The sequence below is a fragment of the Pseudomonas sp. MTM4 genome (assembly GCF_019355055.1).
Lineage (GTDB): Bacteria > Pseudomonadota > Gammaproteobacteria > Pseudomonadales > Pseudomonadaceae > Stutzerimonas.
This window is the reverse complement of the sequence record NZ_CP048411.1, coordinates 3,170,595-3,191,044: the sequence shown is the minus strand read 5'-3', so window position 1 is coordinate 3,191,044 and position 20,450 is coordinate 3,170,595. Positions and strand designations below refer to the sequence as shown.

21 protein-coding genes are annotated in these 20,450 nt (G+C 63.3%); 13 read left to right on the top strand and 8 right to left on the bottom strand.

Annotation, left to right across the window (positions count from 1 at the left end; genetic code table 11):
- Positions 1–2: 2 nt before the first annotated feature.
- The 7 genes from gspK to gspE form a co-directional block, all read right to left on the bottom strand.
- On the bottom strand, positions 3–1,034 hold the full coding sequence (gene gspK, locus GYM54_RS14770) for a type II secretion system minor pseudopilin GspK (protein WP_131649309.1): 1,032 nt from the start codon (positions 1,032–1,034) through the stop codon (positions 3–5).
- Positions 1,031–1,735 carry a type II secretion system minor pseudopilin GspJ gene (gspJ, locus tag GYM54_RS14765; RefSeq protein ID WP_131650011.1) on the bottom strand — a complete coding sequence of 235 codons (705 nt, stop codon included), beginning with the start codon at positions 1,733–1,735 and terminating at the stop codon, positions 1,031–1,033. The genes gspK and gspJ overlap by 4 nt, the downstream gene beginning before the upstream one ends.
- Positions 1,735–2,139, bottom strand: a complete 405-nt coding sequence (gene gspI, locus GYM54_RS14760) for a type II secretion system minor pseudopilin GspI (protein WP_131649308.1) — start codon at positions 2,137–2,139, stop codon at positions 1,735–1,737. Before gspI ends, gspJ begins: the two co-directional genes overlap by 1 nt.
- Positions 2,136–2,711 carry a type II secretion system minor pseudopilin GspH gene (gene gspH, locus GYM54_RS14755; protein ID WP_181099298.1) on the bottom strand — a complete coding sequence of 192 codons (576 nt, stop codon included), beginning with the start codon at positions 2,709–2,711 and terminating at the stop codon, positions 2,136–2,138. Before gspH ends, gspI begins: the two co-directional genes overlap by 4 nt.
- A 3-nt stretch (positions 2,712–2,714) precedes the next feature.
- A complete protein-coding gene (gene gspG, locus GYM54_RS14750; RefSeq protein WP_181099297.1) occupies positions 2,715–3,149 on the bottom strand; it encodes a type II secretion system major pseudopilin GspG in 435 nt (144 codons plus the stop codon).
- Between the two features lie 5 nt (positions 3,150–3,154).
- Positions 3,155–4,369, bottom strand: a complete 1,215-nt coding sequence (xcpS, locus tag GYM54_RS14745; RefSeq protein WP_197444821.1) for a GspF family T2SS innner membrane protein variant XcpS — start codon at positions 4,367–4,369, stop codon at positions 3,155–3,157.
- Positions 4,370–4,462: 93 nt separating this feature from the next.
- Entirely contained in the window at positions 4,463–5,959 is a 1,497-nt protein-coding gene (gspE, locus tag GYM54_RS14740) for a type II secretion system ATPase GspE (RefSeq protein WP_181099294.1), read from the bottom strand.
- A gap of 271 nt (positions 5,960–6,230) precedes the next feature.
- On the opposite strand from gspE, the gene GYM54_RS14735 reads away from it, so the two are divergent.
- From GYM54_RS14735 to GYM54_RS14705, 7 genes are all read left to right on the top strand, one after another.
- On the top strand, positions 6,231–6,635 hold the full coding sequence (locus tag GYM54_RS14735) for a type II secretion system protein N (protein WP_165914213.1): 405 nt from the start codon (positions 6,231–6,233) through the stop codon (positions 6,633–6,635).
- Positions 6,632–8,899 (top strand): type II secretion system secretin GspD, encoded by a 2,268-nt coding sequence (gene gspD, locus GYM54_RS14730; protein WP_131649302.1) that lies wholly within the window; start codon positions 6,632–6,634, stop codon positions 8,897–8,899. The genes GYM54_RS14735 and gspD overlap by 4 nt, the downstream gene beginning before the upstream one ends.
- 92 nt (positions 8,900–8,991) lie before the next feature.
- The gene (locus GYM54_RS14725) at positions 8,992–11,766 is read left to right on the top strand and encodes a M66 family metalloprotease (protein WP_131649301.1); all 2,775 of its coding nucleotides are present in this window, start codon (positions 8,992–8,994) and stop codon (positions 11,764–11,766) included.
- Positions 11,673–12,248: a type II secretion system protein N gene (locus tag GYM54_RS14720; RefSeq protein WP_165914212.1), complete on the top strand. Its 576-nt coding sequence runs from the start codon at positions 11,673–11,675 to the stop codon at positions 12,246–12,248. The genes GYM54_RS14725 and GYM54_RS14720 overlap by 94 nt, the downstream gene beginning before the upstream one ends.
- 555 nt (positions 12,249–12,803) lie before the next feature.
- A complete protein-coding gene (locus tag GYM54_RS14715; RefSeq protein WP_131649299.1) occupies positions 12,804–13,925 on the top strand; it encodes a Re/Si-specific NAD(P)(+) transhydrogenase subunit alpha in 1,122 nt (373 codons plus the stop codon).
- 12 nt (positions 13,926–13,937) lie between these two features.
- Positions 13,938–14,270: an NAD(P) transhydrogenase subunit alpha gene (locus tag GYM54_RS14710; RefSeq protein ID WP_131649298.1), complete on the top strand. Its 333-nt coding sequence runs from the start codon at positions 13,938–13,940 to the stop codon at positions 14,268–14,270.
- Positions 14,267–15,718, top strand: coding sequence for an NAD(P)(+) transhydrogenase (Re/Si-specific) subunit beta (locus GYM54_RS14705; protein ID WP_131649297.1), 1,452 nt, complete (start codon positions 14,267–14,269; stop codon positions 15,716–15,718). Before GYM54_RS14710 ends, GYM54_RS14705 begins: the two co-directional genes overlap by 4 nt.
- A gap of 63 nt (positions 15,719–15,781) precedes the next feature.
- Here the strand turns inward: GYM54_RS14705 and GYM54_RS14700 are convergent, their stop codons facing one another.
- The gene (locus GYM54_RS14700; RefSeq protein WP_131649296.1) at positions 15,782–16,366 is read right to left on the bottom strand and encodes an NAD(P)H-dependent oxidoreductase; all 585 of its coding nucleotides are present in this window, start codon (positions 16,364–16,366) and stop codon (positions 15,782–15,784) included.
- Positions 16,367–16,531: 165 nt separating this feature from the next.
- On the opposite strand from GYM54_RS14700, the gene GYM54_RS14695 reads away from it, so the two are divergent.
- From GYM54_RS14695 to GYM54_RS14670, 6 genes are all read left to right on the top strand, one after another.
- Complete coding sequence (locus GYM54_RS14695; RefSeq protein ID WP_131649295.1) at positions 16,532–16,846, top strand: putative quinol monooxygenase; 315 nt, start codon at positions 16,532–16,534, stop codon at positions 16,844–16,846.
- Positions 16,847–17,027: 181 nt separating this feature from the next.
- A complete protein-coding gene (locus GYM54_RS14690; protein ID WP_131649294.1) occupies positions 17,028–17,228 on the top strand; it encodes a DUF1127 domain-containing protein in 201 nt (66 codons plus the stop codon).
- 88 nt (positions 17,229–17,316) lie between these two features.
- Positions 17,317–17,634, top strand: a complete 318-nt coding sequence (locus GYM54_RS14685) for a DUF2388 domain-containing protein (protein WP_131649293.1) — start codon at positions 17,317–17,319, stop codon at positions 17,632–17,634.
- A gap of 86 nt (positions 17,635–17,720) precedes the next feature.
- Positions 17,721–18,014, top strand: a complete 294-nt coding sequence (locus GYM54_RS14680) for a DUF2388 domain-containing protein (RefSeq protein ID WP_131649292.1) — start codon at positions 17,721–17,723, stop codon at positions 18,012–18,014.
- A 25-nt stretch (positions 18,015–18,039) separates the two neighbouring features.
- Positions 18,040–18,360, top strand: coding sequence for a DUF2388 domain-containing protein (locus GYM54_RS14675; RefSeq protein WP_131649291.1), 321 nt, complete (start codon positions 18,040–18,042; stop codon positions 18,358–18,360).
- Positions 18,361–18,380: 20 nt separating this feature from the next.
- Positions 18,381–20,315 (top strand): DUF4105 domain-containing protein, encoded by a 1,935-nt coding sequence (locus tag GYM54_RS14670; protein WP_197444820.1) that lies wholly within the window; start codon positions 18,381–18,383, stop codon positions 20,313–20,315.
- Positions 20,316–20,450 lie beyond the last annotated feature (135 nt).

Sequence of the window (20,450 nt, the reverse complement as noted above, 5' to 3'; positions counted from 1 at the left end):
AGCTATCGCTCTCCATCGTTGGTTTGACGAGGCAGTCGTGGCGGCTGCCCCAGGTTGCGCTGAAGGACGCGGACATCACCGTTTTCCTCGCGCCGCAGACGGCTCACCAGGGCCATCCGCCGATCGGCCAGCCGCACTTCGCTAGTGGCCTGGAAGTATTGACTCGCCACCGCCAGACGGATGCCCTCAAGTTGGACACCGCCAAGCGCCGGTTGCGCCGTGAAACTCGCAACATCGCGAAACCCGCCAGCCTGCCGCACCTGGACCAGCGCCTCGGCGGCACTCAGGCTAAGGCTGTCGGCGAGGCTCGACAGCACCATTGCGCTGGCGGTGTTGACGTTCAACGGGGTATCGGCCGGCAACGCGGTGACATAGGGCGCCAACCGCTGGAAGTCTTCGTCGCGCATGTCGAGCAGCAAGCGCAACTCGGACAAGTCCTCCATACGACTCCCGGCAGTGCGGTAGGGCGGGTCGAGCAGCAGATAGGCATTGTCCTCGGCGCCCAGCTCGCCGCTGGGTTGCTGGTCGCTATCGAGCCAGTCCAGCAGCCGTTCGGCATAGGGCTCGGTGATTTGCAGGCGCAGCAGTAGGCGGCGGAACTGCGCCAGCGCGGCCGCATTGTGTTGTTGCTCCTGCACCAGGCTGTTGAGGTTGAAACGTCCCGCCAGGTCCTCGATGCGGATCTGCACCTGGCCCTGGCCTTCGTCGAGGTCGTAAGCCGGCTGCGGCAACGCCCAGGGTTCGAGTAGGTGGTCGACGGACGGCTGCCCGGTGCCGTTGCCATTTTCGGTGCCATTATCGATTCCAGTGCCTGTGCCAGTCCCGGCGCTGGACGCGCGCAGATCGCGGCGCAATATCGACTGCGCGAGGGCTTCGCCACCCAACCCGTAGTGCCAGGCCTGGCGCGCCTGCGCCTGGTTGGCGGTGCCGCGAATCGACAGTTGCTGGCGGGCGATCATGCCGGCACAGACCACCGTGACGATGGCCACCACCAACAGCACGGTAATCAGCGCGACGCCGCGCTGGGCTTTCATTGCATCTCTCCTTCGGGGTCAGGTTCAGGAACCCCCTGGGAGTCCGGCTGGATGAATTGCGGCGCCGGCGTTGGGCCATCGGGCAGGCGCAGCAGCCGGGTGATGGTGCCGTAACGCATATGGTCGAACGAGACCTCCACCGCAACCGGCAAGCGTCGCGCCTGTTCTTCCGGATTGCCGCGGCCGAAGTCGAACGGTGGCCATTCCTCGTGCCAGCTGTTTTCAGCGTCGAGATAACGCAGGCGCAGCTCGGTGACATCGTCCAGCACCCGTTGCACACGCGGTTCGCTGTCCAGATCACGGTCGAGCACGGTCCAGTAGAGCCGTTCCAGGCTGTCACCACTGAGGCGCCAGCGAACCCGTTGCAGATTCGAGCGAAGCAGCCCGGTGGGATTGCGCCAACCGCTGCGGGTCAGTTCCAGGGCGGCGCCGCCCTCGAAACTCGACAGTTGACCGACCAGGGCATTCTGCTCGTCACCGTAGCCATCGCGCACCGGTCGCGGCACGGCCTGTATCAGATCCTGTTCGAGGCGCCAAACGGCGCGACCCAACTGGCGCAGCTGGGTTTCCTGAGCACGTACCACCTCATCGCTGCGCAACACGGCTTCGAGCATGCGATAGGTCGCCAACCCCAGCAGCGCGAACAGCGCGATGGCGATCAACAGTTCGAGCAGAGTGAAGCCCGCCACGGCACGACGCATCACTGATCGACTCCGACGAAGCCGGTCAGGCTGGTGACGGCGCGCCTCTCTATCGAACCGGTATTGCCGTGACGCGATTCGGCGGCCGCCACCCAGACGCGGATGCGCAACAGGCCGGGCGTTCCGCTGGTCTCCACTTCACTGAGGGTCTGCCACTGGCGGCCGCCGAATTCCAGCTGTCGATCTTCGCGACCGATGCTCGGGGCCGGTTGTTGCAGTTGCAGTTCGGTGAGGCGGTTATCGGCGATCCAGCCCGCCAGCGTCAGCGCTTCCAGCCGTCCGGCGTTGCTCACGCTGCGGCCGGCGGCGGTCAGTACCACTGCCGCGACGATGGCGAAGATCGCTAGTGCAACCAGTACTTCCAGCAGGGTGAACCCCCGCGCTCGCGGCAGGCCGTTGCTCATCGGCGCTCTTCCAGCGGTTCGGCGCGGGGCATGCGAAAGCCATCGCTGGACACGGTCCAGCCGGTACCGCCCGGTCTTTCGTCGGAGAAGGTCAGGGTGAAGGGCGAAAGCTCGCCGCTCGACAGGATCAACAACTGCGGCTGCACGCGCGGCGCGCTGCGGCGCTCACGATCCTCGTCATCTGACAGGCCGATAGGATCATCCTCACGCTTGACCGGTGCTACCAACTTCAGCGGCGAGCCTTCAAGTTCGAGTTCCAGACGCATCCACTCCGGCGCCCGGTGCGCCTGGCCGTCGCCGGCATCGAGCCAGCGTGCCTCGGCCTCGTCGTAGTGCATCAACCGGTAACCGTCGCGGCTGAACAACAGCCCGTACTCACGGCTGTCGAGCACAGCCTCGTCGGCCATCAGGCCGATCAGCGTCGCCAGGCGTTGCGCTTCGTCGCGAATCTCGCGCGATGAGTTGGTACCGCCGATCGAGAGCACCGCCAGCCCCACCAGGCTACCGAGGATGACGATCACCACCAGCAACTCGATCAGCGTAAAGCCGCCCTCCCGGCGCGCCCCAGGCATGGATCAGAGGTCCCAGTTACCGATGTCCGCGTTCAGGTCGGAGCCGCCCTGCTTGCCGTCGGCGCCGTAGGAGTAAAGATCGAACTGGCCCTGAGTGCCCGGTGATAGGTACTGGTATTCGTTACCCCATGGGTCTTTCGGCACACGCTTAAGGTAGCCGTCGCGGTTCCAGTTCTTGGGTTGCGGATTGCCGCCGGGCTTTTCCACCAGCGCATCGAGGCCCTGCTGGGTGCTGGGGTAGGAATAGTTGTCCAGTTTGTACATGTCGAGGGCAGCGCCGATCGCCTTGATGTCGCCCTTGGCCACGGTCACTTTGGCCTGATCCGGGCGGTTCATCACCTGTGGCACCACCAGCGCGGCGAGGATCCCCAGAATCACCACCACCACCATGATTTCGATGAGGGTAAAGCCCCTCTGCTTGCGTTCGTTCAACATCATGCTCGTTAGCCCACCAGTTGATTAAGTGAAAGAATCGGCAGCAGGATCGCCAGGACGATCACCAATACCACGGCCCCCATGAAAACCAGCATGAAGGGCTCGAAAAGTCCCACCAGCAGCGAAATCTGCGCGGCCAGGTCGTTTTCCTGATTGCGCGCGGTGCGGGCGAGCATCTGATCGAGCTCGCCGGATTTCTCGCCGCTGGCGATCATGTGCAGCATCATCGGCGGGAATTCGCCAGTGGCGTCCAACGCGCGGGTCAGGCTGCCGCCTTCACGCACGCGCTGCGCCGCCTCGATGACCTTGTCGCGGATGCGCAGGTTGGCGATCACCGCTGCGGCGATGCCCAGCGCATCTACCAATGGCACGCCGCTGCGGGTGAGGATCGCTAAAGTCGAGGCGAAACGCGCGGTATTGGTCGCCCGCGCCAGCCGCCCGACCAGCGGAATGCGCAGGATCACGGCATGCCAGCGACGCTTGATCTTCTCGTCGCGCAGCGCCTGCCGCATGCCGATCGCGGCCACGACGATCCCCACGAACATCAGCCAGCCCCAGCGCTGCACCGCCTCGCTCACGGCGATCAGCCCGGTGGTCAGCGCCGGTAGTTCCTGCCCGGTGTTGACGAAGACCTTGACCACATCAGGCACCACGTAACCCAGCAGCAACACCACGATGGCCAGCGAGGCCACCAGCAGGATCACCGGATACAACAGCGCCAGCTGAATCTTCTGTCTCGATTGCTGGCGTTGGTCGGTGTAGTCGGCCAGCTGATCGAGCACCAGCCCCAGATGCCCGGCATGCTCGCCGGCCGCGACCGTGGCGCGATACAGCTCGGGAAACGCCGATGGGTATTCGCGCAGCGATCCGGCCAGGCTATGTCCTTCCATCACCCGCGCACGGACCGCCAGCAGCATCGACTTGATCTTCTGCGAAGTCGCCTGTGCCGCCGCCGCGCGCAGCGCCTCTTCGATGGGCAGTGCAGCCTGGACCAGGGTAGCGAGCTGGCGAGTCACCAAGGCCAGGTCGCGCGCCGACAATCCCCGACCGAAAGCGAAGCCCCCGCCGCCGGTATCTTCCTTGGCCTTGGCCTGCTTGACCTCCAGCGGCGACCATTGCTTCTCGCGCAACAGCTGGCGCGCCTGGCGCGGGCTGTCCGCTTCGATCAGGCCCTTCTGCTCGCGACCGCGCGGGTCGAGCGCCAGGTACTCGAAGGCGGCCATCAGGCAGGATCTCCGGCAAGCCGGCTATCGGTTCCACATAAACCCGATCCGCTTGCATGCCTGTACGGCGCCTGCCGGTCAATGGCGTTCATCTCACTCCTCACGTGTCACGCGCAACACTTCTTCAATGGTGGTCACGCCCTCGCGCACCTTGCGCAGCCCGTCTTCGCGGATGCTCGGGCCCAGCCGGCGAGCGTGACGAAGCATGTCCTGCTCGGCTACGCGGGTGTGGATCATGCTGCGCAGGGTGTCATCGAACATCACCAGCTCGTAGATGCCGGTCCGTCCACGGTAGCCCAGCTGCCGGCAGACGTCGCAACCCTCGGCGTGATACAGCGTAGGCGCCTCGCTCGGGTCGATACCGAACAGCGCGCATTCGGCTTCATCGGCAACATAGGCGCGTTTGCAGTCATTACACAGCACCCGCACGAGGCGCTGGGCCAGCACGCCGAGCAGCGACGAGGAAATCAGGAACGGCTCGACGCCCATGTCCACCAGTCGCGTCACTGCACCGATTGCGCTGTTGGTGTGCAGCGTGGAGAGCACCAGGTGACCGGTGAGCGAGGCCTGCACGGCCATGTCGGCGGTTTCCTGGTCGCGGATCTCGCCGACCATCACCACGTCCGGGTCCTGACGCAGGATGGCGCGCAAACCACGGGCGAAGGTCATATCGACTTTGGTGTTGACCTGGGTCTGGCCGATGCCTTCGAGGTTGTATTCGATCGGGTCCTCGACGGTGAGGATGTTTCGCGTGCGGTCGTTGAGCGTGACCAGGCTGGCATACAACGTGGTGGTCTTGCCCGAACCGGTCGGGCCGGTGACGAGGATGATGCCGTGGGGTTTCTGCACCGCCTGCTCCATCACCCGCCGGTCCCGGTCGCTCATGCCCAAATGGCGCAGTGTCAGCCGCCCAGCTTGCTTGTCGAGCAGACGCAGCACCACCCGCTCGCCGTTGGCCGACGGCAGGGTCGAGACGCGAATGTCCACTTCGCGACCACCGACGCGCAGGGAAATACGGCCGTCCTGGGGGATGCGCTTCTCGGCAATGTCGAGCCGCGCCATGACCTTGATCCGCGACACCAGCAATGCCGCCAACTCGCGCTTGGGCTGCACCACTTCACGGAGGATGCCGTCGATGCGGAAGCGGATTACCAAGCGTTTCTCGAAGGTTTCGACGTGGATATCCGAGGCGTTTTCCTTGATCGCCTCACCGAGAATGGCGTTGATCAGACGAATGATCGGCGCATCGTCTTCCTGTTCGAGCAGGTCCTCAGTTTCTTGAATCTGGTCGGCCAAGCTGTGCAGGTCCATCTCATCGCCCAACCCCTCGACCATCAGCATCGCAGCCGAAGAGTCGTGCTGGTAGGCGGCACCGAGCGCCTGATCGAACGCCTCTGGCGTCAGCCATTGCATCGGCAACGGCCCACCGGCCACGCGCTGAGCTTCCTGCAGCGCAGTCAACGGCGCCCCCTCGCGCACGCATAAACGCAGGCCTTCAGGACGATCCAGCAGGATCACACCATGGCGCCGAGCGAAGGCGAAGGGCAGACGCGCGGGGAGCAGATTACCTTCGGCGGACGGGGGCAACATAGAAAACTTCCTGATTGGAGCTTGGGTAAAGTCGAGAATTCTGCTGAAAAAATCGCATGCTGTCCGATTCTCGATACCAACTGTGACAACACACACAGTCCGGGATTCTCGCCGAGCGGGTAGGGGAACTTCTGTTTAACCTCGCGCCGCCTAGAACGGGGCGGCCATGCCTCCGTCGCCAACGGAATCAGCGGAGTCAGCAGTGTCGTCCCGAGCGTTCGATAGATACCCACCGACCAACAGATGGCCCGCTCTGCGCTGGGCAGCACCGGTGGCTATCGCACTGGCAGCCATCGCCAGCTTCACCTGGCAGGCTCTCGAATTAAGGGACTGGCTGACGCAACCCGCCTTCATTCCCGCTCCTGTCGCGATTCCCGAACGCCATTCTGTTGATATGAACCCGGCAATGGATCGCCTGTTCGGTGCAAAGAGCGAGTCTGCCCGCGCCAACGAACAACGTTTACGGCTGCGCGCCAGCTTCGTGCATTCCGACCCGAGCCGTTCCAGTGCTTTGATCATTGTGGACAACGATCGCCCTCGACGCCTCCTTCAGGGTGACGAAGTAATGCCCGGGATGAGGCTGTCGGCCATCCACCATGATCACGTGCAGCTGGCGCATGCCGGCCGGCTGGAAAGCGTATGGCTGCGGCGCGTCCCGGGAGAGCAACGGCCATGAGCCTGACCAGGCGAACGAACAAGGTGCTGCTGACGGGGCTGATCGCCGCCAGCTGCCTGGCATCCATCTGCATCCCGTCGCTGGTCATTGCGGCAAATCCGGCTGCCGAAAGCAGCGAGGAGCGCTGGACGATCAATATGCGGGACACGGACATCCGTGACTTCATCGAGCAGGTTTCCAGCATCGGCGGTCAGACCTTCGTCGTCGATCCGCGGGTCAAGGGCCAGGTCACGGTGATCGCTCAAGAGCCTCTGAGCCTGGCCGAGCTTTATCAGCTATTCCTCTCGGTGATGGCTACTCACGGTTTCGCTGTACTGCCACAGGGCGCGCAGACCGCCATCGTCCCCAACGTGGAGGCCAGGGCGGAAGCCGGCAGCGGCGGCAACCTGGAGACACGCGTGCTGCAGGTGCAGCATGGCTCGGTCGGCGAACTGGCGGCGCTGATCCGCCCGTTGGTGGCCGGTTATGGGCATCTTGCCGCTGTGCCTTCGGCCAATAGCCTGATCGTCAGCGACCGGCCGGCCAACATCGCCCGCATCGAAGACGTCCTGCGTCAGCTCGATAGCCGCCAGCAGCGCGATTACAGCATCTATGAGCTGCGCCATATCTGGGTGCGCGATGCCGCACAGGTGCTTGGCGAGTCGTTGAAACACGGACAGACCGACGCCACCCAAGTGATCGCCGACCACCGCGCCAACCGGCTCATCCTGCTGGGCCCACCACAAGCCCGGGCCAGGTTGCTACAACTGGTCCAGTCCCTCGACACACCGAGCTCGCGCTCGTCCAACACGCGGGTGATCCGCCTGCGTTACGGCGATGCCAAGAACCTCGCCACCACGCTCGGCGAACTGGCCGAAAGCATGGTCGAGCCGGATGCCAGCGGCAACACCCGACCGCGCCAGGTCATGATCCGCGCCGACGAAAGCCTCAATGCCCTGGTGATCCTCGCCGAGCCGGACATGCTCGGCGCACTGGAGGACCTGGTACGCCAGCTGGACGTCCCGCGCGCCCAGGTTCTGGTGGAGGCGGCGATCATCGAGATGTCCGGAGATGTCAGTGAAGCCCTGGGCGTGCAGTGGGCCATCGACGGGCGAAACGGCGGCCTCGGCGGCGTAAACTTCAGCAATACCGGGCTATCCATCGGTACCCTGCTCGGCGCCCTCGGCTCGGAAGATCCGAGTCGGCTGGCCGGCGCGCTGCCCAACGGCGCCATCGTGGGCGTGGGCAACGACAACTTCGGCGCCTTGATCACGGCGCTGTCGGCCACCGGCAAAAGCAACCTGCTATCCACCCCGACGCTGCTGACCCTGGACAACCAGCCGGCGGAGATCCTGGTCGGCCAGAACGTACCCTTTCAGACCGGCTCCTATACCACCACCAGCGACGGCGCCAGCAACCCCTTCACCACCATCGAGCGCGAGGATATTGGCGTCTCGCTGAAAATCACCCCGCACATCAACGATGGCTCGACCCTGCGCCTGGAGATCGAGCAGGAAATTTCGACCCTGGTAAACGCCCCCACCGGCATCCAGGTGGCGGATGTGATCACCAACAAGCGCTCCATAAAGAGCACCATCCTCGCCGACGACGGCCAGGTGATCGTGCTGGGCGGTCTGATCCAGGACGACGTCACCCAGAGCATGAGCAAAGTGCCGCTGCTGGGGGACATTCCTCTGCTGGGCCGGCTGTTCCGCTCCAGTCGCGATAGCCGGGTCAAGCGCAACCTGATGGTCTTCCTGCGCCCAAGCGTCACCCGCGATGGCGCCGGGTTGAGCAGCCTCAGCCTGGGTAAATACCAGGAGATGCACGGCCTCAGCCGGAGCGAAGCCTTCAGTGGCAGTTCGCTGCCAGATGATCCGCGCAGGCTCTTCGACCGAAGCGGCACGCAGCCAGAGCTGGACTTGCGCGCCCAGCCAGCACCGGATGAAGCCCCTCGGGCGCTTGCGATACCACCACAACCGGCATTGCAACTGGCGCCACCCACGCCGGCAATCATCGACATCAAGCCCGCAGAAACACACCAGAGCCACACTATTCAGCTGGTCGCTGGCAGCAATTCCGAGCGGATGCGAGCGTTGGTCGAACGCCATCCCGAACAGCCACTGCGGTTGCTCCAAGGCCAGAGGCAGGGCGGACCATGGTATTCGCTGACCTATGGCGATTACCCAAGCAAAGAACTTGCGCGTCAGGCACTTGACACTATTCCGCCAGAACTGCCGAAAAACGGCGCTTTCATCGTCTCACGCAGTCAAGATGGCAGCTAAGTAGCGGAAAAGTCTGAGAATTTTGCGAAGAGCGTCCGACAAAAAGTTGACGTATTGCTGAAAATGGATTTTTCCACTTCGCTTGTGTCGGCATGAAAAATCAACGTTTGTTGCTATTGGCTTTGCTTTCCCTCTCCTTGTCCGGCTGTCTCGATGAAGGTGGCGGCAGCAAGAAACCGAACCACACCGAAACGCCCCCGGCTACCAGTATTCCTGAAGAGCCGCAGCCGGACGAGACGCTGCCGGAGCCGGAGCCGGAGAAGCCGCCCGTCGTACCGCCGCTCGATCCGCAACCCCAGCCGGATGGGGAAACCACTGCGCCCGCGCCCGCCTTTCCCGAACCCAGCGGCGCGGTTCGCGACGAAATCAGTGCCGAGGGCTTCTACGACATCGACGCCAGCGGCAAGCCACGCGCCGTGCGTAACGACCTGAGCGGCAACCTGCCCGCCATGGTGCAGTTCGTCCAGAACCATTCGGTGGACCCTTCGGGCAATGCCGCGAAGAACATGCCCATGCTCACCAGCGAACGCGAAGCCCTGCTGCTGGTCACACCCGATCCGGACCAGGGCGAGGTACGCGGCCTGACCCTGAGCGTCACGGTCGACGGCCAGACCAAACCCGCCGTCACCCTGCGCCATCCCGACGAGCTGCCTGAAGCTGATCGCAACGCCAGCGACGCGCGTCCCGACGTGCGCTATTCACGGCGCGCCTGGTCGGCCGTGCTGCCCTGGGATTGGGTCAAGCCGGGGATGAGCCTGTCCATCAGTGACGATCGTGGCCGCAACGGCGTGCTCGCCGGCGATGCGATCGACATTGCCGCGCCGGCCGAACTGGTGATCAACAATGTGCGCCTGGGCCTGCTCACCGAGCCGCCGCGCAGCAACGGCCATTACATGCTGCTGGAGCCGGCCCGGGCCGGTACCGACTACTTCCAGACCGTGCCCGTCTCTCGCTTGATCGTGGCCAAGTACGACGAAGTGATCCTGCAAAAGGTGATGGTCGCCAGCGGCACCATCTACGACACGGCCAGCGCCGTCGAAGGCAGCGTCTATGCCGGCGACATGCGCGAGAACACCGCCAAGTCCACCTTCAGCGTGGGCATCAACCTGGCCAACTGGGGCGTCACTAGCTCCAGCATGCAGAGCCAGCAGCAGCCACAAGTTACCCAGAGCGTGGTGGTGCACCATGCGCGCGGCGTCTATCAGAACGGCCAGGTCAACCACGGGCTGAGCGGCGGCAACAGCATCCTCACGTTGATCGACTCGGTGGGTAACGAATTCAGTCATGAAATCGGCCACCATTATGGGCTGGGCCACTACCCGGGCCAGAACGTGGAACCGAAGAACCTCTGGGACCGCCATCACGCTGACAGCGGCTGGGGCTACATCGGTCATCGCCAGCGCATGCGCGCCAACCTGGACTGGGCAAAGTACAAGCCCGCCGAGGTGCCTCAGTTCCAGAAACAGTACAACTACAACTGGGATTCCATGTCCGGTGGCTGGCCCGGCAGCAGCCTGTCGCGCTACACCCACTACACGGGCTACAGCACCCACCTGAAAATCCAGCCGTCGCTCGACAAGGCCGTGCTCGCCGTTGGCTCGCCCACCGGCTACCGCAAGTGGAACGCAACGACCCGGAAGATGGAGAACTTCCAGCCGAAGCAACCGGCGTCCAACCAGGTCTGGTACAACGGCGTCGCCGGCAACTTCCCCAAACCTCGCCGCCAGGGCATCACTGTCTTCACCCTGCTCGGCGGCTACGACCCGGTGAACGGGGTCGGCCTGCTCTACCCACCGGCGCGCAGCAACTGGGGCAACGTCTTCGATCTGCCGCAACCCACCGCTGACGCCACGGCAGCCCAATGCTGGCTGAGCGTCGACTATGCCGGCGGACGCAACCAGCGCATCGCCCTGGCGCCCAACCGCATGCAAGGCAACGCCAATAAACTGCACGTGCAAGTGGCCGCTGATGAAAACCCGCAGCAGGCCAGCCTGCACTGCCAGGCAGCCGGCGGCACGGCGCGGGAACTGCACCGAGTCAGCTTCCCGCAGAATCTGCCTGCCATCGAACCGCCGGTCATCATCGGTCGCGAGGCAGGCTACCAGGCCCTGCGTCGCATCGAACTACCCGAACTGGAACAGGCCCTGCTCAAATTGCAGAACCAGGCGGTACCGACCCTGAACGGCCAGGCCAAGGTGCTTTACGACAGCTATGCACAACACGCGGCGGAACTCTCCGCTCCGGCCCGCGCGCAGCTTGAGCGCTATCGCGGCCTGCAGCAGAAGGCCCTGCGCCTGAACCGCTGGATGGACGCCTACCAGGCTCAGCTGAAGGCCGCTGATCCGGCAGTGGAGAAGGCGCTGCTCGGCTTCATCGAGCAGTTGGGCCTGCGCAGCGACCCGCTGTTGCCGCCGGCACAAGCCATGAAGGTGAACAACAACTGCCTGCGGGCCGAGAGCGTTGGTGGCGTGATCACACCAGTCATTATCGCCGCAGCCCAGTGCAAAGGTGAGGCTGCCGAGACCTGGCTGACGGACGCCAATGGCCGCATTCGCAATACCCAGAACCCGCATCTGTGCCTCACCGACCGCGGCGGCAGCAGCGAAGTCGGCTTGAGCGAATGCGACAGCAATGCCGATGCACAGAGCTGGAATCTCGCCGCGCTGCCGCAGGTCAAGCGCGAGTCCCGCTGCCTGGATCTGAAGAACGGCTTCCTCAGCGAAGGCCGTGGCACGCTCATCACCTACAACTGCACCAATGGTGGCAACCAGAAGTGGCAGGGCATCAGTCGCAACGACAACCTCCTGCTGCCGCTGCTGCAGAACCGCAACCTGCAGCCGCTGCTGCGGCTGGCTATCCAGCCCTGAGTGAAAAGGCCCGGTCGCCTAGCGACCGGGCCGACAACCAGATGCCATTCTTCCCTGCTTTTTTCCGTACCGCGGCGATGCTGGCCATGATCGGTACTGCATCAGCCGACGCTCCCTTGCAGCTACAGCTTCTAGGCATTTTCGCCAGTTCCGATATGGCCCGCTCCACTGCACTGGTGAGTAATCAGGGACAGGAACCCATGGCCGCACGGATCGGCCAATTCCTACCAGGCGGTTTTCGGCTGCAGGCAATCGCTCACGACCGCGTTCTCTTGGCACGCGATGGCCGTACATTCCAATTGATCCTGCATGGTCGCACGCAAAGCGCGACGGAATCGCTGCCTCTGCCTTCGCAGGCATCCATCGCCACGACGCCATTCGAACCTGCCTCCGCCCCTTACGCCGATGCGTGCAACGCTCTGGCGCGCTTCGATCAGGCACAACGCGAGGAACTGCAAAGCCTTGGCGTCTGCTTCAGGTAAGCGCAGCAACAGTCCGAACGCCCGGTGACACCCAAGCACAACGGCATAGCAATGCAGTACGAAAGCACCATCGACGGGCTCAGCGGCAAAGTCTGACAATCTCGCCGGCTGCGCTTTCAGCGCAACGCTGACAGAACTTTAATCGCAAGCCGTGCGAACACCGTCGCCTCCGCCCGGTCGAAGATGCCCGGCACCGATGACGAATACCGCGTCAATGGTGGGTCATTCATGATTCGCCCTTCCGCGCCGCCGCGCTACAACCTCATGTCAGCCGTAACGCCATGGGTGGCGCCGTCTGCAGCGGTGCCCGACGAACTGATGGTCATGCATTGACCATTACGTCAAAAGCAATCGCTTATTTAAAACAGTTGTTTGATTTTCTCGGCGATAGCAGAATGCTGCGCCGCAGCAGGCCCAACCAGCAGTGCAGGGGCCCGTTAGCCGTTACGAACGCCCGACCGCCATACGCAGTGGCCGGACGAACAGACCACCAGCGGCCAATAACCGGCTCCCGAGCTGAGCTGCTGGTTACGATCAAGCAGGAGAACAAGAACAATGCACATTGGTGTTCCTCTCGAAACCAGGCCCGGTGAAACGCGCGTCGCCGCGACACCGGAAACCGTCAAGAAGCTGATCGGCCAAGGGCATCAGGTCACTGTGCAGAGCGGTGCAGGCTTACAAGCCAGCGTCCCGGACAGTGCCTACGAAGCGGCAGGCGCAACCATCGCCGATGCCGCTGCGGCGTTCGCAGCAGAGATCCTGCTGAAGGTAAACGCACCGAGCGATACCGAACTGGCGCAGATGCAGCCCGGTACGGTTCTGGTCGGCATGCTCAATCCCTTCGACAATGAAAACATCGCACGCATGGCCGAACGCGGCATCACCGCGTTCGCCCTGGAAGCCGCGCCGCGCACCTCGCGCGCGCAGAGCCTCGACGTGCTGTCTTCGCAGGCCAACATTGCCGGTTACAAGGCGGTGCTGGTTGGCGCGCATCACTACCCGCGCTTCATGCCGATGCTGATGACCGCCGCCGGTACGGTGAAGGCCGCACGGGTGCTGATCCTCGGTGCCGGCGTCGCCGGTCTGCAGGCCATCGCCACGGCCAAGCGCCTGGGCGCAGTGATCGAAGCCTCGGACGTGCGTCCGGCAGTGAAGGAGCAGATCGAGTCGCTGGGTGCCAAGTTCGTCGATGTGCCGTGCGAGACCGATGAAGAGCGCGAGTGCGCCGAAGGTGTCGGCGGTTATGCCCGGCCGATGCCCGCTTCGTGGATGGCACGCCAGGCGCAGGCCGTACACGAGCGCGCCAAGCAGGCCGACATCATCATCACCACTGCGCTGATTCCGGGCCGCAAGGCGCCGACGCTGTTGCAGGAAGAAACCGTGCAGCAGATGAAGCCTGGCTCGGTGGTGATCGACCTCGCCGCCTCTCAGGGCGGCAACTGTCCATTGACCGAAGCCGATCAGGTGGTGGTCAAGCACGGCGTGACCCTGGTTGGCTACACCAACTTGGCGACCCTCGTGCCGGCGGATGCCTCGGCGCTATACGCACGCAACCTGCTGGACTTCCTCAAGCTGGTGATCGATGGCGAAGCCAAGTTCCAGCTCAATCTTGAAGACGACATCGTCGCCGCGTGCCTGATGTGCCGCGACGGCCAGGTCGTGCGGACCAACGGTTAAGGGAGCCCGAACATGGACATGATTTCTGATGGCATCTACAACCTGATCATCTTTGTGCTGGCGATCTACGTCGGCTACCACGTGGTCTGGAACGTCACCCCCGCGCTGCACACGCCGCTGATGGCGGTGACCAACGCCATTTCGGCGATCATCATCGTTGGCGCCATGCTGGCCGCTGCTCTGACCGTCACCCCGATGGGCAAGCTGATGGGCACCCTGGCCGTGACCCTGGCTGCCGTGAACGTATTCGGCGGCTTCCTGGTCACCCGCCGCATGCTGGAAATGTTCAAGAAGAAAGAGCGCGCTTCCGTTGCGGGCAGCACCAAGGCGGAGGTCAAGCCATGAGCATGAACCTGATCACCCTGCTCTACCTCGTCGCCTCGGTGAGTTTCATCCAGGCCCTTAAAGGCCTGTCGCACCCCACCACCTCGCGCCGCGGCAACCTGTTCGGCATGATCGGCATGGGCATCGCCGTGGTCACTACGGTCTTCCTAGTGTTCAAGCTTGGCGATCAGCTGGTCGAGAGCGCAAGCCCCTGGGGCGGTCTGGGCTTCATCGTCCTCGGCCTGTTGATCGGCGGCACCATCGGTACGCTGATGGCCAAGCGCGTCGAAATGACCAAGATGCCCGAGCTGGTCGCCTTCATGCACAGCATGATCGGGCTGGCCGCGGTGTTTATCGCTATCGCCGCGGTGCTCGAGCCGCAGTCGCTGGGTATCGTCCAGGCCATCGGTTATCCGATCCCGGCCGGTAACCGTCTGGAACTGTTCCTCGGTGCAGCCATCGGCGCCATCACCTTCTCCGGCTCGGTGATCGCCTTCGGCAAGCTGTCCGGCAAGTACAAGTTCCGCCTGTTCCAGGGCGCGCCGGTGTCGTTCCCCAACCAGCACAAGATCAACCTCGCCGTCGGCGTGGCGATTCTGGTGCTGGGCCTGATCTACACCTTCAGCGGCAATTTCACCGCGTTCATGATTCTGGTGGCGCTGGCCTTCGTGATCGGCGTGCTGATCATCATCCCCATCGGCGGCGCCGACATGCCGGTGGTGGTCTCGATGCTCAACAGCTACTCTGGCTGGGCGGCGGCCGGTATCGGCTTCTCGCTGAACAACTCGATGCTGATCATTGCCGGTTCCCTGGTGGGTTCGAGCGGCGCGATCCTCTCGTACATCATGTGCAAGGCGATGAACCGTTCGTTCTTCAACGTCATCCTCGGCGGCTTCGGCGGCGACGCGGATGCCGGCCCGGCCACGGGCAGCAAGGAGCAGCGTCCGGTCAAATCCGGCTCCAGCGATGACGCTGCCTTCCTGCTGTCGAACGCCGACACCGTGATCATCGTCCCCGGCTACGGCCTGGCGGTGGCTCGCGCGCAGCATGCGCTGATGGAGCTGGCCGAAAAGCTGACGCATATGGGCGTGACCGTGAAGTACGCGATCCACCCGGTTGCCGGCCGCATGCCCGGGCACATGAACGTGCTGCTGGCCGAGGCCGAAGTGCCGTACGAGATGGTGTTCGAGATGGACGACATCAACTCCGAATTCGGCCAGGCCGATGTGGTGCTGGTGCTCGGCGCCAACGACGTGGTCAACCCGGCGGCGAAAAACGATCCCAAGTCGCCCATCGCCGGCATGCCGATCCTGGAGGCGTACAAGGCCAAGACGGTCATCGTCAACAAGCGCTCCATGGCCAGCGGTTACGCCGGTCTGGATAACGAGCTGTTCTACATGGACAAGACCATGATGGTCTTCGGCGATGCCAAGAAGGTCGTCGAGGACATGGTCAAAGCTGTGGAATAACCGCACCCTGCGCCACCAGAACCCCTCTCGGCATCGCCGCGAGGGGTTTTGTTTTTCTAGACGTTAGAGACCGAAGACCTGCGCTAGATGCGCTTCGTAGCGCAGGGTGTCGGCCTCGATCGAAGGCCGCTTCATCACGTCGACGCAGAGAAAGGTTGGCAGGCCGCTCATGCCGAGGAACTCGTTAGCCTTGTGAAAAGGGAAATACACCGCATCGACGCCCTTGCCTTCGAAGAAATCGGTCGGGTCGTCGAAAGCCTGCTGCGGTGCATTCCAGGTCGCCGAGATCATGTACTGCTTGCCCTGCAACAAACCGCCGCTGCCATACTTCTGCGACGCATCGGAGCGCGTGCGACCGTCGTTGGCGTAGAGACTGCCATGCCCTTCGGTGAACACCTCGTCGAGGTACTTCTTCACGGTCCAGGGGGCGCCCATCCACCAGCCGGGCATCTGGTAGATGATCACGTCGGCCCAGAGAAACTTGGCGACTTCCTCGGCCAGGTCATAGCCGGCATCGATCTGAGTTTCCTTGACGTCGAAGCCGGCACGATCAAGAAAGCTCAACGCGGTTTCGTGAAGGGTGGCGTTGTAGCGGCCATCCGAGTGGGCGAACTGTTTTCCGCCATTGAGCAGCAATACGTTTTTCATAGACAGGTTGACCTGATCAGTTACGAATGGCGAGCAGCCTAACGATTACTAACCCGCCGAAACAGAGCCTTTTCAACAAAAACGAATTGACTGAAAATCACGAATGCTTGGTCGGCTCATGCGGTAGCGTTTGCAACCAGCCACTGCCCTTACGGAGTAAAACTCATGAGCGACACCTGTGCCTTCATCCTCCACGCCTACACGCGACCGGAAAAAGCCGACGAGTTCGAAGGGCTGTTCAGCAGCTACGTCGCCGCGAGCCGGGCCGAAGACGGCTGCATCGAATACCACATGCTGCGCGATAGCGAAGACCCGACGCTGTTCATCTTCTACGAGGTCTGGCAATCGTCCGAACATCTCCAGGCGCACAGTGCGCTGCCGCACATGCGTCGCTTCCACGAACAGCGCATGGATTTCCTGACGCGTGAGTTCGAGATACGCCCGATCGAAATGATCAGCTCGTCATCCGCTACGGGCTGAACCAGGCCAAGCAGGTCCCGTTTCGACGAACAGTTCCGCTGGAATACCAGCCATACAGTTCGCTTCCACTCGCAACTGGACCGGCACAATCCACAACGCCTGTGACTGTTACGCAACAGCGCGGCAAGCGACTCTATTTGCCCATAACCCATCCCCGCGAAACGGCGGGAAGGAGAGGCACATGGAGCGCGTACTGCCCCGCATGCTCACCCTCCGTATTAGCACGGCACCGCTTCGCCGATTGTTGCAACTGTTGCGGCTCTGGCAACAACGCGCGCGCACCCGACGCCATCTGGCAGCGCTGGACGATCACCAGCTATCCGACGTCGGCATCAGCCACAGCGAGCGCATGGACGAGCTGAGCAAGCCGTTCTGGCGTTAACGTCACACTTCTCTGATAACACCTTGCGGCATAAGCTGAACGGCATCGCCCGGCCACGGGTCGAAGTTGCTCAGCTCTGGAGAAGTGTATGAACAAATATCTATTGTCAGTTGCCGCCGCTGCCTGCCTGGTCACCGGAACGGCCTACGCCGGCAGCGTCACCGGGACCATCGATGCGATCGGCGCCTCGCTGGTCAACACTGTCGAAGGCACCTCCGACATCACCTCGAACCTGGGCGACGACAAGCTGGTACGCGACGCGCGGGACGATGCGGCCCGTTTCGTGGCCAGCAATGGCGAGGCGCGTGGTGCTCAGCTGGAAGCCGCGCTGAAACACATCCGCAGTGAGCGGCCGGGCATCGAAGCCAGCGATCTGCAGCTGGCCAGCGCCATCCTGGCGCTCTGACGCAGAGCTTTATAGCAAGCGTGCGCTAGCCCCGGGGCTAGCGTTTCGCTAGCCTATGAGGCTGTTTTTTCGGCATCAGGATCCGCATGCGTTCGCTTTACCTTGTATTGGCCGGCTGTTGCCTTTGCGGCAGCGCGCAGGCCTTCGATAGCCTTCTTGCCAGCAGCGTCGCTTCTACCTATGTCGCCACCCAGGTGACCAGCGCCCCGTTCGACAACAAGCTAATCCTCGACTCCAGAGACGAAGCCGCTCGATTCGTCGCCAGCGATGGCGAGATCCGCGGAGCGCGGCTGGAATCGGCGCTGCGTTGGCTGCGTGAAACCCACCCGCAGCTAGCCGCAAGCGACCTTGAACTGGCCGAGGCAATCCTCGTCCAATGACCCACCCCGTTTTACGAGAACCCTTATGAACTTCAAGCTGATCGCCGTGCCGCTCGCACTGGTTCTGTTCGTCGGCGGTGCACAGGCGCAGACGCTGGTCGCCACCAGCAACATTCTCGTCAACGCGCTGGATCGCAGCATCAACTTCACCTCGGATGTGACCAGCCGCATCAGCGACATGAAAGTCGTCAGCGAAGCGCGTGACGACGCCGCCGGCTTCGTCGCCAGCGGCGGCGAGATTCGCGGTGCTCGTCTGGAAGCGGCATTCGGCGGGCTACGCAGCGCATTTCCCGAAGCTCGACAAGCCAGCGACCAGACACTGGCTGAACTCATCCTCGCGCAGTGAAATCATCTCGCGCCTGGTGGATGGCCGTTGCGCTCACCGCGTTCGCTAATGTTGCTCAGGCCGACCTGCGCCTGACACTGGATGACCGCGACCTGCACCCGGCCGAGTGGGCAGCCAGTCAGCAGTTACTGAATGAAGCCATGGCGGCATTGCCACCGCGGATGGTCGAGCACCTCGACCGGGACGTACGCGTCCGCTGGCACGATGGGCTGACGCACGACGTCTACGGAAGTGCCGGCGGCGATCTGCTGCTGCTCAACCGCCGTCTGCTGCCGGCGCTGAGCGATGGCGCCGCCGCCACGCAACGCACCAGCCGCCCGCATGGCACCGTGCGCCGCGAGCTGCTGGCCACGCTGGTTCACGAAATCACCCACCTCTACGATCGCGCCCGGCTCTGGTCGCCGGAGGGCCATCGGCAGTTGGCTTTTTGTAGCCAGCGCGCCGCCAGCCTCGGCTTGGTGGGATTGCCGGATGCCTGTCGCGGACAGACCGAACGCCGTTTCACCCTCAGCGACGACCCACGCCTGCTCGATCTGGCGGGCTGGCCCCAGCGCGTCGGCCAACGCGGCGAACGGGAAGTCAGCAATGCCCAGGCCGCCCGTAGCCCGGATCTCTACGAGCTGACCAATCCCCTTGAATTCGTCGCGGTGAATCTCGAGTACTTCCTGCTGGACCCCAGTTACGCCTGCCGCCGCCCTTCGCTGCATCGCTATTTCCGCGACCATTTCGGCTGGCAGCCAGAAGACGGGGATGAATGCGCGAGCGGCTTACCGATCCTCAACGCCGGTCACGACTTTGCGCGCACGCCGCTGATCGAACTCGATCCGGAGCGCGTCTATGAAGTCGACTATCTGTTTGCCGAAGCCAATGACGCCTGGGTCAGCCGCTGGGGCCACAGCATGCTGCGCCTGGTGATCTGCGCGCCGGGCCGTCCACGCGGGCCAGATTGCCGGCTAGATCTCGATCACCATCTAGTGCTTTCTTTCCGCGCCTTCGTCGGTGATGTGCAGCTATCCAGCTGGGATGGTCTGACCGGCGTCTACCCATCGCGCCTGTTCGTCCTGCCGCTGGGCCAGGTGATCGATGAGTACACGAAGGTCGAGCTGCGCAGCCTCGCCTCGATTCCGCTGAAGCTGGAGCGTCGCGAGATCGACATGCTGGTCGAGCGCAGCGCCGAGATGCATTGGAGTTATGACGGCGACTACTACTTCCTGTCCAACAACTGCGCGGTGGAAACCCTCAAGTTGCTGCGCAGCGGAACGGCCCGTCCCGAATTCGACGCGCTGGACAGCATCCTGCCCAGCGGATTGCTGGAGATCCTGATCAATCGTGGTCTGGCCGATGCCAGCGTGCTCGACGACCCGCGCGAGGCGCTGCGTCTGGGTTATCGCTTCGACTCCTACCGCGACCGGTATCAGGCCATGTTCGTGGTGCTGCGCGAACGGCTGGACTTGCCGCAGACCAGCGTAGAGCAATGGCTGGAGCTCAGCGCCGAGCAACGCCGCCCCTGGATCGCCCAAGCCGACCTGCGCGCTAGCGCCGCTCTGCTACTAGTCGAACAGGCGGCGCTGCGCCGACACCTGCTGCTGGCACAGGAAGAACTGAAACAGCGCTACCTGAGCGGCCGCGAACGCGGCGATGAAAGCCTGGCCAAGGCTGACGATACGCTGCAAGGCATCCTTGCCAACAGCGGCTACCTGAGCCGCCCGGCCGAGCTGCTCGATGGCAACGGCTACGGCCTGCCACAGGCCAGCGAATGGACGCGGCTGGAGCAGGAAAGCAGCCAACGCCAGGCACGGCTGCTGCAGCTCACCGAGACACTGAACGCGGAAGTCCGCTTGCTGTTGGGCAAGGAACGCCGGCTCGAGCTGGAAAACGTGGAAGCCAATCTGGCGCAGATCGGCGATCATTTACGTACCTTGCACAAGGCGGGCGGTGGGCTGGAGCTGCCTTAATGCATGCAGCTCGGGTTCCCGGAACCGCATTTTCGTCCATCGTTCCTTCCGCTATTCGCCGGATAACCCCGAACGGCACCTGAGTGAAAGAGGCGAACGCAGCCCATAGTTGGCGCATTCACATTGCTCCCCTGG